This is a genomic window from Sulfitobacter sp. 1A13353, assembly GCF_043557255.1.
GTDB lineage: Bacteria > Pseudomonadota > Alphaproteobacteria > Rhodobacterales > Rhodobacteraceae > Sulfitobacter > Sulfitobacter faviae.
The window spans coordinates 253,443-266,848 of sequence record NZ_JBIFFS010000004.1 but is presented as its reverse complement, the minus strand read 5'-3'; the positions used below and the strand labels follow the sequence as shown (position 1 = coordinate 266,848).

Here is a 13,406-nt window from a genome sequence, read left to right as displayed (position 1 = left end):
GCTGAGGAGATAACACCGCCAAGAGTGTATCTGCGCTTTCCGCACCGACATCAGGAATAAGGCCAAAATGGTTACTATTCGCCAATTCGTCCAACACGGATGCAGACATCTCAGCTGATAAGGGGACCTCAACATGCCCAGATGTGAGTGAGTTTGCCCTCGGGTATCCCATGTCCGAAGTATGTCTGAGCCATTTCTGAAGCCATACACGCGTTTCCTCGGTCGTGACTCCATGATCTCTCTGGTGCGTTCAGGGTCCTGGCATTCAGCTGCAGCAGCCAAGATCTAATTGGCATGAACCATGATATCATGGTCTTCTTTCATACCAGGCAGGGGAAACTTATCAGACATTGGGTCCTCCTTACTTATTGCTCAAGACTACCCTTCGGTCATGAAAGTTCTGCTTGGCTTTCTTTAGGTTTAAAGGAGATGCCTGTTGATGCTGCTCTTAGATCCCGGAGCAAGAACCGGGACAGTGCCTTCGGGATAAAAATGCGCCGGGAGGTGGGATGCAAAGCGCGTGCCTCCTGTTCGAGAACGACCTCAGAAGTCTCCGTCCAGTCGGTATCAGCCTCACTACCCACATAGTGGGTGCCGCGGGTCTGGGGTCCGGTTTCGCTGACAAGCGACAGCGCGAGATCGGAGAACTTATCCTCCAGATGGTCATAAGCCCGCACATAAAGCCGGCCCGCGGCATCGATGATTGCATGAGGCGAGACATCGCGCCAGCTCACACCATTTGAGGTAGCGATGGAGACGCGCAGAGGCCGCTTTCGCAGGATGGCTTCGCAAATGTCCCGCATGATCTCTTCAGGTGGCGTGATCTCGTTGAACTCATTCACCTTTACGAAGGGGATCGCAGCCGAAGTTTTAAGCCAGTCACGCAACTTCGGGATATCGAAAATCGGGGCAGACGGGAGAGGTCTCAGGATTGAGATTTTGCCCTTGATGATGCCGAGCACCGGAGATGGTTCCACAACACCGTTACGTTTTTCACGATGCGCACATTCATGGTTCATGGCCCGTACGAAACTGGCCTGATCAGCCGATATTTGTGGCGCATTGATATCAAACCAGTCGCCATAGGACACCTTCTCAAACCGGCCTGAGTATCGAAGGGAAGCTTCAATCCATGCGTACCGGGATTCTAGTCTTTTCTGCTTCGACATGACCGCTCATTCTTTTGTTATTGTTAGCCAAGGCATACTGCCTTGCTATCCTACACCTGATGTATGCTCTGAGCGTGTGGTCGTGCAGCGTTATCCACAACAATAAATTTAGATTGATGATAATTCGGCCCGCCTCAGTCATGAGACATGGATTGTATGCATGCATGCATCAGGAGAGCGGCCGTGGAACATTACTGTGATATTTTTCCTATAGTGGTGATTTCTCAAAATAGACACCCGGATAGGTAGAGACAGATAAGGGCGTTTTTGTTAGGGTTCCAAATTGTAACGAGTATCTTTTTTTCACCACTGGCATTGTTTGCCGAGAATCCAAATCTCAGGAGGAGATATGGAGTATTTCAATACCGATAAGGGAAGTTTGGCTTCCTTTCTCGCAAGGATCGAGGATCTGCGTTTGCTCCTCGATCTGGAAGCGCGCGCATTGGCTGGCCACCGTCTTGATGTCTCGCGCACCGTAACCCTTCAAAGTTTGAGGGAGTTCTACCCCGGTTCTGCGCGTCGCTTTCGTGACGAACTTCTAATGCAGGAACATGACGATGAAGCTTTGTTAATCTTCGCGTTGGAAAGCGAAGATCAAGAATGTAGCGATACAATCGGTCAGGTCGAAAAGGACTCTATCCCCGACAATGTGATGGATCTAAAGATTTCCAGTGGTGAACCTGACGACCCATCGGTTTGATCAGACCGTAGCTGAGAGACGATACATCTCATCCTTGACTGCCAGCTTCTTGCGCTTCAACTCCCGCAGTTCTGCGTCGTCGGCGCCAGGGTGTCGTTCCAGATTGAGAATTTCGGTGTCCATTTCGGCGTGCTTCGCTTTCAAAGCCTCGATCCGGTTCGCTGACATAGCATACTCCTTTGCTGGATAACTATCTTCAAGGGTGGACCGGTTTCCAAGTCTTTTCAAGAACTTTGCGAATTCAGTCCGACCCTCGGAGGATTAACGCCGAGATCTGTGGTTCGTTCCTCATGCCATGGCCAATTCCGGCGCCTCCCCCTTCAGCTCAGCCTGACGGTCTGCGAGAATGATCGCGCTCATATCGCGGATTTCCTCCATGAGAGCGAGACCCCCATCAGATACTGGCTCCCCCCAAAGGGTGATCAACTCCGGCACGCTGCCTGTCGAACCGTGCAGGTTTGGCCATTCGTCGATCATCCGGGCGCTCATCATGCTGGCGGCCCCAGCCAAAAGGTGACCAAGGCCTTCGCCGCGGAACTCCGCATCGGTGAAGATCATATGGATACCAATATCCAATGTTGTGCCTTGGACATCGTAACCTACGGTTATTGTGGCTAAAATACGTTTCGGATTATCCGCCCCGGCGAGACCGATCGTGTAGCTCTCCGGGCTTGCAGAGAGGCAATATCTGCCACTTGGGTTCGCCCTGTCATCGAGGTCTGTCGCCATATCCTCAACAGCATCCCCGAAGGTGCCGCCAAAGCGCGGATCGCTGAATCTGAAGACGATCTCATCGGGGTCCACTTCGGTGCGATCAGAAAGCTCGACGACCTCATAGGTGTCCAGATCCTCAAAAAGGCGCCTGTCCAGCTGTTCGGCCGTATTGCGATCGGCCCATGATAGGTCTTGCATTGTTTCATCCTAGAATCTCGTGTCCAGGACAACTTCGGCGATGCTTGCGAAAATCGGGACGGAAATTTTAATCGGAATAGAAATTTCGCATTATCCAGGCAGCCCTTTGAATTGAGACATCCCACGGCTTCGGAGGGCGAGAGAGGGGCGCGACCGAAGAAAGTTTTGTTTGAAATCAGAGAGCGCATCTTAGCGCGCTTTGTCTTTTCTCGGCATGGATGCCTCATGGTAAGGCAACACCAACAAAGGATTTCAATATGACCGTCGTGAGCTTCAAAACCCCTGCTTTTTCCCGCCGCAATCAGGATATGATCTGCTGGAGGGTCTCTGCGATCTACCGCTGCTGCCTGAGGCTGGGAAAGTCCAAAGCCTGGGCGCTTGAGAAGCTCCGTGAGATCAGCCCTGATGGGAAGCGCGATCATATGGCGGACATCTGGTTTGCCAACATCAATGACGTACGCCGGTACTACTTTTCCAAGGTCGACACAGGCAATGAAGCTCAAAAATTTGCGCAGGCTGCCTAATGCCTTTCGCGCCGGCCTCTTGAATGAGGGCGGCGCGCGCAACGTCCGATCTGCTGGATAATCAGTGAAGGGTCGGCGTCTCGGAAGGGTCGGGTTGCGGTTCGTCCCTATTATCCGCCACAGCTCTGCGCCGCAGCCTGTTGGCTTCTTCAGGATCCGTCAGCTCATCGATTTTCGCGTTCAAAGCAAAGACGACCCGGTGAATCTGGGCCATTTGATCCTCCACGCGTTGCGTCTTGCTGTTGAGCGCTTCGATCAGCTGATCTTTCCGAGAGATCTGGTCGGTGATTTCAGAAACGATGGAGTGTGCCACATCGTCTTCGACCCCGGCCAATCGCAGTCTTTCAAGCAGACTGATCTCCACGGAACGCGTTGGAGCTTCTGGCTCGGAGGATGGGAACGGTGGGGTGACCTGATCCGGAACTCTGCGTCCCAGAGCGGCATCAATACCCTTTTTAACGCCAGACCGCATCTTCGTGAAGAGATCGACCGCAAGGGTCTTCGAACTGGAAGCCAAACGATTTGCCTGGCTGACGGTCTCAGCCATCGCATCTAGCGTCTTCCCGGCCACGCCAATCACGGTTTTTGCAGCGATGACAGTCATAATGGTCGCGGATGCCACACCAATCGCAGCCTTGCTGATGGGGGATCGACCGATGAAAGTCTCTGCATTGGGATCCGTCGTCAGAGCCCAGTCCCAAGCGGATACAAGGGCATTCCCCGCTTTTAGACCGAAGAGCTCCTGCTCAGCGATCGCGTCTTTATGGACTTCAATGAAAGTGCCATTCTTGTAATGCTCGGTCTTCTCTTCGATCCAAGAAGCGACTGTATCCAACGCCCCCATGACATCTGCAGATAGATTATCGAGCGAAGTCAGCAGATTTTCAGCGTAGATTGCGCGCGCTGGACCAGAAAAGCGTGACAGATCGGCCTCTGTAATCTGTGCGACCGCATCTTCAAAGCCTGGATAAATGTAATTTCCCACGACAAGCCCACTCAATCCGCACGAGATCAGGCCATATCTCGCCACGGACCCGAGGAGGCCCCGTCGCTTCATGTCTTTCGTCGTGCTGCTGATGTCAGCCTGCAAATGTTTGAATTCGGTCATGCTTAATCCTGCGATTGTTCAATCACAGGGTATGCGAAGCTTCTGAAATTTCGGACAAAGTAAATTTTCACCTCGATGAGCGCGATGGAGCCATCTGTCCTGCTGGCTTACATAAACAGATCATCCTGACCTGATCTGCTCAGGTGTTCGATCTCCTCAGCCCAGTCCTCAGGGGTCGGGATGTCGAAATACCGAAAGGCCAGCTGCAACCTCTGAGCGTCTATTTCATCCCATTCCAGATCATCGGGATCAGGATGCCAGACATCGTTCTTGATGCAATCCGCCAGCGCGAAAGCAGGATCAAGCCATGGCACCGGCCCAGAGGATGCAATCCAATTGCGAGCCTCCCGGATCCAGGGCAGGGGCCTTGTGGTGATCAGCGCGTCATCTACCGCGGGAAAGCTGCGCCGTTTGGGAATGATGATTTCGGTTTGCCGTGGAAACTGTGTTGTCCATCCGGCCGCATGGACAGCACTGACGCCGCCGATCATCGCCCCGGGGAACAGGTACCCAATGGCCTCCATACGCTTGTCTTGGTCGGCCTGCGGATTTTTCAGAAGATTGAAGTGGATGCCAGTTCGAGGACCCAAGGATTTAACCAAGCCGCTGTCTTTCCAGCGCGCGATATAGGTGGACGCATTGCCTGTATCGCAGTCCAGCATCGCGGCAACGGTATTTAATGTGAAGACCTCAGGAAGCTCCTGTAGGCGCTCTACGGCGGACTTATGGCTCCGGGGCATAGCAGTCCGCCTCCTCTACAGGGGTATGCTCGCGATCTTCTAGAATATGCACCACATCAAGAATGGCAGATCTGACATGGGCGACGATTTCATCAACACCCTGACCGGATAGACTGTCCCATAGCGACTTCGGGAGCCATTTTTTGAGGTCCGGATCTGCTTCACTGGCGATGTCTTCGGGGCTCCGCTCGAGGAATTTCCGCAAGGCCTGTGCCGGAGGAAGCCCGTCGTAGGTATCAAAGGCTTGCACGTGATGCAGGAAACGATCGGCCATTTCATCTGGTCTGACGTCGATCTGCTGGTCGATCCACCAGAGATCAAAGACATCTCGCCATTTTAGGTGGCGACGGGTGGCAAAGGCCGTCAATTTGTCGGCATAGGCCGCCTCCAGCGTCGCGGCCGGCACCGGTTGCGATACAGAGCTGACTACATCTCCATTTTTGAGGGGATAAGCGAAGCGGGTGTCGTAGGATTTCAGATAGGCACTTTCCACCTGCCAGAACTCGGCCTTCACCTTCACCACGCCGATTATTTTGGCCGAAGAAACCGTGACCCGGTAATTCAAAAGGTTTGACCCTTTGCGTGTCTTATCCGTGATATGAACATCAAGATCTGGATCCTGGGCTTTCAGGATTTGGCGCATGCGATCTTCCACTTTGCGCATCAGCTTCCCCATTTTGGGCTGCAGCTTTCTGCTCAGAAGAAAGTCGAGATCTTCGGAAAATCTAGGTGATTTCCAAGAGAGGTGGAGGCTTGTGCCGCCATGAAAGGCGACTTGCTCTGCCTGAAGCGGCATTGCTTGGGTCAGTGCCTGAATAAAGCCGATGTGACCGAGGTCCGACATGTGCCGCGCAGCTGCTGGATCGATCGGTTTCCGCTTAGGCTCAGACATCAGGTACCCCTTCTTATATGTCATTCAAACATACAAATTTGTGTGTCTAAATGTAATATGGTTTGCTTGTATTATTCTGCTCATCCTCATTTTTTATAAGGGAACACTGAAAGTAAGAAGATCAACTTGACGAAGGTTGGCACATTTAAGCACACAACCGAGCTGTGCCACTCTTAGGCCCACTCGGAAGCTGAAGGTGCAGGCAGACCTATGTCAGTTCCGGTGGCAGAGGCGCTTGGCTGGCCTGCCGCCAGGGGCAATCGCCATGATCTCTTCGGCCAGGTCGGCACGCCCCCATTTCTCAAGCACAGCTACACGCTCATCCCGGAGCCAATACACCCCTTTTGCGGCGGCTTGGCTGCCGGTGATTTCTGAATCGCAGACCAGATTCTCAATCATCTGACGTTTCAACACCACGCCATTGTGTCTGGTGCCCAGAGGCTGCGCACCGGCGAGTTGCTCGATCTTACCCTCGAGCCAGTTTTCGTATTTCGGATGTCGGTTGTGATGGGCCGCTTCCATCAATGAATTCGATGTATCCTGATGCCAGATCGCCCCCGCGCGGCCAGTATACCAAATACGCCCGCAGAGAGCTGCTTCGCCCCACAAAGCATGGTCATGTCCATTGCGCAGCTTTTCATCGAAGCCACCAATCTGCAGAAAGTGTTTCTTCCGGCAGGCAGTGGCAGAGGTCGCCGCATAACAATCGCCCCAAGCCATGGATAGAAAATGGTTCTGAACAACGCCAGGATTGACATCAAACAAGCGGATCAAACGCCGCTTTCCATCTGTGTATTTTCGCCAGGAGTTTACCACCATTGAAATGGAAGGATCGACGTTGAAGCCTTCGACCAGATTGCACGCATGATTGGGCTGCCATTCATCATCTGCATCGAGAAAGGCGAGGATTTGGCTTTTTGCCAATGCGCATGCGCGATTGCGCGCCGCGGCCGCGCCCATATTGTCTTGAGACAGATATGTGATCCAGGAATACCGTGCCGCCAGTGCTTCAGCGAGCACGTCTGACCCATCTGTCGATCCATCATCCACGATGATAGCCTCAACCGGAACATCCCTACCTGCGCGTTCTACGGATTTCACAGCCCGGTGAAGCGTCTGCTTCTTATTGAGAAGGGGAATGATGGCTGAGACCAGCGGGGGTTTGGTCCCTTGGGTTGAAATAAACATGATGCCTCGTGGTTTTGGTTCCCCACAAGCATATGAAACGACATTGAAACTGGGCTCTGGCTACTTGGGATTTATGTGGACGCAGACTGTAGACTTGGAATTTTGCAGGCCATCTTGATTGACCTTTGCCCAATTCTACTTAATGGGGGCATCAAGACAGGTGGATGCGTAAACATTATTCGCATCAATCTGCCGGAATAGAATGGAGTGTAACGTTTTGAATACCACTGAGACACCGACACGACCGACGATGGCTGAACTTAGGGATATGCCCAAGACCGAGCTTTCACGCTATCTCAAGAAAGTTCAAAAGGCGCATGATGAATTTCCGGACAGGAAAAGTGCCGAAGTATTTTCGGATGTCAAAAAGCTTCTTGACGCCAGCGGCGTGACCCTTGAGGAGTTTGTTGCCTACCTAAAAAAGGAAGGTAAGATTGGCACCGAAGCGAAGAAGGTAAGGGCCAAGGGTAAGCGCAAAGCGAAGGCACCGAAAAAACCGTCAGCGCCAAAGTACCGCTCCCCAGAGGATCCTAATGTAACATGGACCGGCAAGGGGCGTCGCCCGGACTGGTTCAAAGAACATGTCGCCAATGGCGGCGCGCCCGAAGCACTGAAGGTCGCTTGACCTGTCCAGGAGGCAGCAGGTTTCTGCTGCCTCTTCCCTCCGCACCCTTTCATTGCGAAAAATAACGCCATATCTTGTTTGTCAGACCTCATTCCTCTTACTAAAGGCAGACAACATGAAGAAACTCCTTCTCGGCACGATCCTGGCCAGCACAGCGGTGCCGGTCTTCGCGGGCCCGATCCTCGATAGCATGACCCCGAAAGGGATGACCTGGACTGCGGAGGGGGAAGACGTCTCCGGCGCCGGTGAAACCTATACGGGGCTTGTCTTTACCCGTGGCAACTGGACAGCCGAAGTTGCGGAGATGACCATCAGCGAGAAGGCAAACCTGACCTCGCTCATGATGGCTGACGGCAAGATGGCAAAGTCCAATGGCGACATGACGTCCTTCGAAGGCATCAACCTGACATTCGATCGTGCCGTCTTCAATGATCTTTTCGAGACTCTTCAAGCTGGGCCCACAATCATCACCCCTGAAGTCTGCGCCAAGTTCGACGCACCTTTCGATATGTCCGCCGAGGCGCTTTCGATTGATGCGGCCGGTTCCACCCTGTCGATCGAGAGCCTGAGTGGCCGCTATGATGTCGTGGCCCCTGATGAGAATTGCATCGTCGACATGGAACTTGCAATTTCAGGGTTCTCTGGTGTTGAGAAAAACGGTGCCTCAACTAAATTCGCGTCTATCAAGCTGAGCGCTTTCAGCCCTATGCGGGCCGACCATCCGGTGACCGACCTCTCGCGTGACTTTGAAGCAGACCTGGCCATCACCGATCTTGTCTTCGGCTATGGCGGCGCGGAGCAGGCACGTATCGACAGCATTACCTCCTCGTCCTTCGTCGATGTGAAGTCCATGGCTGCCCTCGCAGGTTCTGGATACCATGAACTCGCAGGTGATCTCATCCGGGCAGAGGGGGATGTAAATAACATCAACTTCAGCAAGTTTTCACTTCCGAAAATCTGGAACGCGTTGCGTGAAACGAAAGCGGAAGGTGCTTTCAAAATTGCTGGTGCAGAGATCACCGGACAAATGGCTCAGATGGTCACGGGCTCTGAACTTCTTGCGCAAGGGCGCGATCTGAACTTCCTGACGGTCTATCAGAAAGCCAGCGAAAACATTCACTTCGGGCTAGATATCGAGAGCTCTGACCTGCTCCATTCGGAGCTGGAACTGCATTTAGTCATGGATGGAATGGACGAAGGCCTGGCCAGCTCAGGTCCATCCGCATTGATGATGACTATGCCGATCTCCATCGCCGCGGCGAAATTGACGCTCGATGATCAGGGCATTGGCGCCTATGCCCGGAGCGAGTTCGGATTGGACCATTATAGCTTAATCGGACCTATGGTTTCCAGCAATCTCGGCCCAACCAAAGGCGAGATGGTGGCAAGCTGGTTCGAAGCCGTTCGCAACGGCGGCGCCTCCGTCAGCATTGCACCAGAGGCACCGCTCTCACTGGGAATGGTCTTTGCAGGTTTCATGGGGGACTGGGCCGCATTTGGCGAAATGATGAATGTCACAGTCAAGCCGGAGATGTAAGAAAACAGTTGCATTGCTGAAATTCGCAATCTACCAATTGAGTAGGGGCTTGTCCCAGGATACTTGCCTACCTTAGCCCCTTGCCTCAATAACTCGCCCCGTGATCTTCAGATTGCGGGGCTTTTTTCATCGCAATGACCGCTCAATCGACCGCCGGACAGGACCAGAGATCCCGCGCAGGGAAATACGTAAGACCAAAAGCTGTGCGCCTGTGAGTTTATCGATGGCCTTGTCTACTTCTTGGTCGAGCTTGTCTTGAGGCACAGCCATCAGCGCCCGCAGCAGGCGATCCTCATAGTTGTCCCCGAGCTCCATGCGGTAGCGCGGCACCTTACGGATGAGCAGCATTGGATGACCTTTACGGGAGATATTGCAAAGGTCGACGCGCATCGATCGCTCGTCAGATTCAAATCCCATACGACGTTTGGCGAGATGGGGCATACCGAATTCATATGCCATCTGCTCGCAGCTGGGCTTTAGGTGCCACCCGAGCTCACGCGCCATTGCATTGGCGATGAACTCAGGCAAAAGGTTTGGCGCGCGTTCTCTCAAATGCCCTTTGACGTAGAGGTCTTCATCGATCTCATACAGTCGCCCATCACTGACAGCCTGCTGCAGATCATCGCGAGTCTTATCAGGGTCGGGGGATTTGGAGATGTCTGCACTGCTGATCAGCAGGCGCGGGTTCTCGATCAAGATCTCCGCGGGCGAGAACTTGGCAGTGTCGGTGACGCCCAGGACCTCCAAGAGCTTGGGCTGCCCCAACCAAAGGTTGCGTTTCGCCGCCTGATAGGAGGGCCTGTGTCCGACACGCCAGCTTTCCATGTCTTTGAAATTCCGAGCTTCATCACAGACCTTCTCAAAACTCCAAAGACGGTCGCTGGCCAGCTTATTGGGTACACATGCCTCGACATCGGGATGGCTAAGCCATCCGTTGGCCCAGGCCGCCCAGAAGTTTACAGGAGATCTATCACGCCAGCTTCTTTGGCTGGTGTAGAACCGAAGGTCGTTGAGTACATCGTCAAATGTCACTCTGGCCCGGAGTTCGAGGTCCATATGACGGGAAATCTCCGGTCGCTCAATGATGTTATGCTCTGCCGCGGTATAGTAGCTCGCAGGGTGCTCCATACGCCAGGTCGCCATATCCGGGTAGCACCGCGCCTTGTTGATCAGCTTTTTGAAATCGATCTGATTTCCAGACATAGGGCAGGGTTCTTTTATGAGGATCTTGAAGCGCCGCTTTCTTAACCCAGACAAACCCCGCTGTCATCTCAAGGATTACACAGTCGGAAGTGAAGCAACTTTCACGGCGCAAGGCTATCCTAAACAAAGATAATAAGGGCACAGGATATGAGAGAGATCGTACTTGATACGGAAACCACCGGGGGCAGTGCCAAGAATGGCGATCGCATCTGCGAGATTGGCATGATCGAATTGGTCGACGGCGCGGCCACGGGGCGCATCTTCCATTCCTATTTCGATCCATGTTGCGACGTTCACTGGGCTGCCAAACGGGTTCATGGTCTATCACGAAAGATGCTAACTGGTCAGCCTCTGTTTGCAGACCACGCGCAGGGCATTCTCGATTTCATTGGCGCAGATCCCGTGTTGGCGCATAACTCGGTCTTCGATCAGCGCTTTGTCAGAGCCGAAATGGAGCGCCTTGGCCTTGTGCCGCCGGGCAACAACCAGTGGCGTGATACGATCCGCTTGGCGGAGCGCAGGTTCCCCCGTGGGCCCGCAAAACTAGACCTTCTGGTTGAGAAGCTGGAAATCGAGACCCCGGATCGGAAAATCCACGGCGCTCTGCTCGATGCCGCGATCCTTGCGGCGGTTGTGGCGCGTCTACGCGGGCAGCCTGACATCGATATTGTGCCTCTGATGTCCCAAGCCCAGCCGCGGCCGTCTGCAGCTCGAAAGCCGGGTGGGGAGGCGGACCTGCGCCCTCAGGCAGCAACGCCCTTCAAGACCCCTGACAAGACCCCCCAGGATCTGCAGCGCAACAGGGACCAACAGAGGCATGATCAAGCCTGCCTTGCCCTGCGCGACAAGGTCCAGGAAGCGTTCGACCAGGCTCAGTCCTTCCCGGATTTCATGGCGCGCGTCGAGACTTCCGGACTGCGTGTACGCCCCAATTTGAGCAAGACCACCGGCGAGCTTGGCGGGCTGCGCTTCAGGTCAGACGATGTATACCTTCTGTCGAGCGCACTTGGGCTCGGACGCAAGACATTCGAGCAGGGCGTCCTGAAATATGATCCGTCAACGATGCTGGAGGAAACCCAGGCCTATAACGCGCGCTATACCGCAGACTTTGGTCAATGCGCACATGAGACCCTCCCCAAAGGCCGACCTAGCTGGCATTGCCCTTCGCTGAAGCTGAACCGGCCTGAGATCGCCGTGGCCGCCAGTGCTGAAGAGGTGGACGCTGAGGTGGGGGCCAAGACAGTGACGGAGGGCCTGCGAAAGGAAATCGAGCAGGTTAATGGCTGGGCGCCCCGGTTGGACAGTGCGATGTATGAGATGCTGAAAAGCGGTCAGGATGATTGGTCTCGGGTCGCGCCGAAACATCTTGTTGCCCATACGCAGGCAGCACACGGGGATGAAAGCGAGCCACTGCGTGCCATCATGTATATGCCGGACACGGATCGGAACACCGCCTTGCGGTGGGTCTGCCGAGGTCTCGATCCCGCCCATGCGCTGTGCAAGACCACGGCGCCGCGGATGAAATTTGGATACCCCTTGCCGGAGATTGTCGTGCAGGCCGCGCGAAACATTCACCGCACCAGCATGCGCGCGCATGAGTGCAGGGACATGGATGAGACCGTCGAGCCGTAAAGGAGATGTTATCCACATAAAGCCGTCCTGTGAGACCTTAGAATTTTATGGGCAACGAATAGTCTTCGTGGAAATCATTTTCACAAGGAACACACACCCATGAAAACCGATGTTGATAAGGGCGACCTGATCGCGGGGGCATATCTGGCCCTCTCTGTCGTATTGATGGTGGGCGGCCTGTCGCTTTTCCTTCGGTCTGATACCGACAGCACTGCCGGCGCGCTGAGCGCCACTGACCAAGATCTCATCAAAACCGCCGAGGAGCTGAATGCAACGACGCCGATCAAAAGCGGATCAGGTCTGATCATGGAGACCGCCTATGATGTGGAAGACAATGTCTTCACCTTCGATCTCCGCGCGAACCCGGAGCTTTTCAAAGAAGTCCCTGAGGAGCTGTTCTTCATCGCCTCTGAAGATGCGTTGACCTGCGCCAAACAGACGCCTTTGTTGATCGAAATGAACAAGGAGACGGCCGTGGCCTACCGCCTATTCGACAAGGAAGGCAGTCTGAAAAACCGTATCCTGCTCGAGAAAGGCGCTTGTTCGGTTCTGCCGGTCATCACGCCCAAGCAGGTTGAGCAGGTCGGCCAGTTCTAATCATGCTGATCAAGCCGAGACGGTGCCGCCATCGGCGGCGCCGGCTTTGGAGGCTTTCCGGATCCGGGTGAATTCACGGAACAGCAAAGCCAGAAGATTGAGCAGATTGGCGATGATCGCCGGGATCGACTCCATCATTACGGCCGCGGCGATCCATGCGATCATGCCCGCCATGATCGTGTAGGTCATAGCATTGCCACGGCATTTCGATACGCCTGTGTTGATGAAGAACCCGCCGAGGACAGGCAGAATTGCCGGCCAGGCCGCGCCGCCGCTGAGGATCATCATTGCCGTGACGGGAATGATGAGGATGTTCAGCATCCAGACCATATTGGTCAAAGCCTTCATGCCCGCGATCGAGCTGCCGACCATGGCGGAAGCCATTACAAGCATGATAAAGGCAGACCATTGCTCCATAGCCCCAAAATGGACAGCCCAGAGCAGGCATCCGACCAAGTTGAGCTTCTGCAATAGCTCATCCTTTGCGAGACTGAAGCTCACAAGGGTGATGAGAAGGCCCAGATAGCCGATGATGTCCGCGGTCATTTCCATAACGTGGAGTATAAGGTAGATGCGAAA

The 13,406-nt window shown here is 54.1% G+C and carries 15 protein-coding genes; 6 read left to right on the top strand and 9 right to left on the bottom strand.

The window, feature by feature from the left end; genetic code table 11:
• Window positions 1-389 precede the first annotated feature (389 nt).
• Window positions 390-1,169: a WYL domain-containing protein gene (locus tag ACGYLO_RS12035; protein WP_394376674.1), complete on the bottom strand. Its 780-nt coding sequence runs from the start codon at window positions 1,167-1,169 to the stop codon at window positions 390-392.
• A 349-nt stretch (window positions 1,170-1,518) separates the two neighbouring features.
• On the opposite strand from ACGYLO_RS12035, the gene ACGYLO_RS12030 reads away from it, so the two are divergent.
• Window positions 1,519-1,869: a hypothetical protein gene (locus ACGYLO_RS12030; RefSeq protein WP_394376673.1), complete on the top strand. Its 351-nt coding sequence runs from the start codon at window positions 1,519-1,521 to the stop codon at window positions 1,867-1,869.
• On the opposite strand, the gene ACGYLO_RS12025 is transcribed toward ACGYLO_RS12030, so the two are convergent.
• Both ACGYLO_RS12025 and ACGYLO_RS12020 read right to left on the bottom strand, forming a co-directional pair.
• Complete coding sequence (locus tag ACGYLO_RS12025) at window positions 1,870-2,037, bottom strand: YdcH family protein (protein WP_394376672.1); 168 nt, start codon at window positions 2,035-2,037, stop codon at window positions 1,870-1,872.
• A gap of 120 nt (window positions 2,038-2,157) precedes the next feature.
• Window positions 2,158-2,781, bottom strand: a complete 624-nt coding sequence (locus ACGYLO_RS12020) for a hypothetical protein (RefSeq protein ID WP_394376671.1) — start codon at window positions 2,779-2,781, stop codon at window positions 2,158-2,160.
• A 257-nt stretch (window positions 2,782-3,038) separates the two neighbouring features.
• On the opposite strand from ACGYLO_RS12020, the gene ACGYLO_RS12015 reads away from it, so the two are divergent.
• Window positions 3,039-3,305, top strand: coding sequence for a hypothetical protein (locus tag ACGYLO_RS12015; protein WP_394376670.1), 267 nt, complete (start codon window positions 3,039-3,041; stop codon window positions 3,303-3,305).
• 61 nt (window positions 3,306-3,366) lie between these two features.
• On the opposite strand, the gene ACGYLO_RS12010 is transcribed toward ACGYLO_RS12015, so the two are convergent.
• From ACGYLO_RS12010 to ACGYLO_RS11995, 4 genes are all read right to left on the bottom strand, one after another.
• Window positions 3,367-4,413, bottom strand: a complete 1,047-nt coding sequence (locus ACGYLO_RS12010) for a hypothetical protein (protein WP_394376669.1) — start codon at window positions 4,411-4,413, stop codon at window positions 3,367-3,369.
• 107 nt (window positions 4,414-4,520) lie between these two features.
• Complete coding sequence (locus ACGYLO_RS12005) at window positions 4,521-5,153, bottom strand: hypothetical protein (RefSeq protein WP_394376668.1); 633 nt, start codon at window positions 5,151-5,153, stop codon at window positions 4,521-4,523.
• The gene (locus ACGYLO_RS12000; RefSeq protein ID WP_394376667.1) at window positions 5,137-6,045 is read right to left on the bottom strand and encodes a nucleotidyl transferase AbiEii/AbiGii toxin family protein; all 909 of its coding nucleotides are present in this window, start codon (window positions 6,043-6,045) and stop codon (window positions 5,137-5,139) included. The genes ACGYLO_RS12005 and ACGYLO_RS12000 overlap by 17 nt, the downstream gene beginning before the upstream one ends.
• Before the next feature lie 213 nt (window positions 6,046-6,258).
• The gene (locus tag ACGYLO_RS11995; protein ID WP_394376666.1) at window positions 6,259-7,233 is read right to left on the bottom strand and encodes a glycosyltransferase family 2 protein; all 975 of its coding nucleotides are present in this window, start codon (window positions 7,231-7,233) and stop codon (window positions 6,259-6,261) included.
• Window positions 7,234-7,501: 268 nt separating this feature from the next.
• Here ACGYLO_RS11995 and ACGYLO_RS11990 point away from each other — a divergent pair, with 268 nt between their 5' ends.
• Window positions 7,502-7,858, top strand: coding sequence for an H-NS family nucleoid-associated regulatory protein (locus ACGYLO_RS11990; RefSeq protein WP_394376665.1), 357 nt, complete (start codon window positions 7,502-7,504; stop codon window positions 7,856-7,858).
• 115 nt (window positions 7,859-7,973) lie between these two features.
• Entirely contained in the window at window positions 7,974-9,395 is a 1,422-nt protein-coding gene (locus ACGYLO_RS11985) for a hypothetical protein (protein ID WP_394376664.1), read from the top strand.
• 126 nt (window positions 9,396-9,521) lie between these two features.
• On the opposite strand, the gene ACGYLO_RS11980 is transcribed toward ACGYLO_RS11985, so the two are convergent.
• Window positions 9,522-10,598, bottom strand: coding sequence for a hypothetical protein (locus tag ACGYLO_RS11980; protein WP_394376663.1), 1,077 nt, complete (start codon window positions 10,596-10,598; stop codon window positions 9,522-9,524).
• A 147-nt stretch (window positions 10,599-10,745) separates the two neighbouring features.
• Here ACGYLO_RS11980 and ACGYLO_RS11975 point away from each other — a divergent pair, with 147 nt between their 5' ends.
• On the top strand, window positions 10,746-12,230 hold the full coding sequence (locus ACGYLO_RS11975; RefSeq protein WP_394376662.1) for an exonuclease domain-containing protein: 1,485 nt from the start codon (window positions 10,746-10,748) through the stop codon (window positions 12,228-12,230).
• Window positions 12,231-12,329: 99 nt separating this feature from the next.
• Window positions 12,330-12,827 (top strand): hypothetical protein, encoded by a 498-nt coding sequence (locus ACGYLO_RS11970; RefSeq protein WP_394376661.1) that lies wholly within the window; start codon window positions 12,330-12,332, stop codon window positions 12,825-12,827.
• 9 nt (window positions 12,828-12,836) lie between these two features.
• Here ACGYLO_RS11970 and ACGYLO_RS11965 read toward each other — a convergent pair whose 3' ends face one another.
• Entirely contained in the window at window positions 12,837-13,373 is a 537-nt protein-coding gene (locus ACGYLO_RS11965; protein WP_394376660.1) for a YgjV family protein, read from the bottom strand.
• Window positions 13,374-13,406 lie beyond the last annotated feature (33 nt).

What these genes read in the sequence shown, in the direction of transcription:
- ACGYLO_RS12035 (WP_394376674.1), bottom strand. Translation starts at nt 1,169, where the DNA reads ATGTCGAAGCAGAAAAGACTAGAATCCCGGTACGCATGGATTGAAGCT.
- ACGYLO_RS12030 (WP_394376673.1), top strand. Translation starts at nt 1,519, where the DNA reads ATGGAGTATTTCAATACCGATAAGGGAAGTTTGGCTTCCTTTCTCGCA.
- ACGYLO_RS12025 (WP_394376672.1), bottom strand. Translation starts at nt 2,037, where the DNA reads ATGTCAGCGAACCGGATCGAGGCTTTGAAAGCGAAGCACGCCGAAATG.
- ACGYLO_RS12020 (WP_394376671.1), bottom strand. Translation starts at nt 2,781, where the DNA reads ATGCAAGACCTATCATGGGCCGATCGCAATACGGCCGAACAGCTGGAC.
- ACGYLO_RS12015 (WP_394376670.1), top strand. Translation starts at nt 3,039, where the DNA reads ATGACCGTCGTGAGCTTCAAAACCCCTGCTTTTTCCCGCCGCAATCAG.
- ACGYLO_RS12010 (WP_394376669.1), bottom strand. Translation starts at nt 4,413, where the DNA reads ATGACCGAATTCAAACATTTGCAGGCTGACATCAGCAGCACGACGAAA.
- ACGYLO_RS12005 (WP_394376668.1), bottom strand. Translation starts at nt 5,153, where the DNA reads ATGCCCCGGAGCCATAAGTCCGCCGTAGAGCGCCTACAGGAGCTTCCT.
- ACGYLO_RS12000 (WP_394376667.1), bottom strand. Translation starts at nt 6,045, where the DNA reads ATGTCTGAGCCTAAGCGGAAACCGATCGATCCAGCAGCTGCGCGGCAC.
- ACGYLO_RS11995 (WP_394376666.1), bottom strand. Translation starts at nt 7,233, where the DNA reads ATGTTTATTTCAACCCAAGGGACCAAACCCCCGCTGGTCTCAGCCATC.
- ACGYLO_RS11990 (WP_394376665.1), top strand. Translation starts at nt 7,502, where the DNA reads ATGCCCAAGACCGAGCTTTCACGCTATCTCAAGAAAGTTCAAAAGGCG.
- ACGYLO_RS11985 (WP_394376664.1), top strand. Translation starts at nt 7,974, where the DNA reads ATGAAGAAACTCCTTCTCGGCACGATCCTGGCCAGCACAGCGGTGCCG.
- ACGYLO_RS11980 (WP_394376663.1), bottom strand. Translation starts at nt 10,598, where the DNA reads ATGTCTGGAAATCAGATCGATTTCAAAAAGCTGATCAACAAGGCGCGG.
- ACGYLO_RS11975 (WP_394376662.1), top strand. Translation starts at nt 10,746, where the DNA reads ATGAGAGAGATCGTACTTGATACGGAAACCACCGGGGGCAGTGCCAAG.
- ACGYLO_RS11970 (WP_394376661.1), top strand. Translation starts at nt 12,330, where the DNA reads ATGAAAACCGATGTTGATAAGGGCGACCTGATCGCGGGGGCATATCTG.
- ACGYLO_RS11965 (WP_394376660.1), bottom strand. Translation starts at nt 13,373, where the DNA reads ATGACCGCGGACATCATCGGCTATCTGGGCCTTCTCATCACCCTTGTG.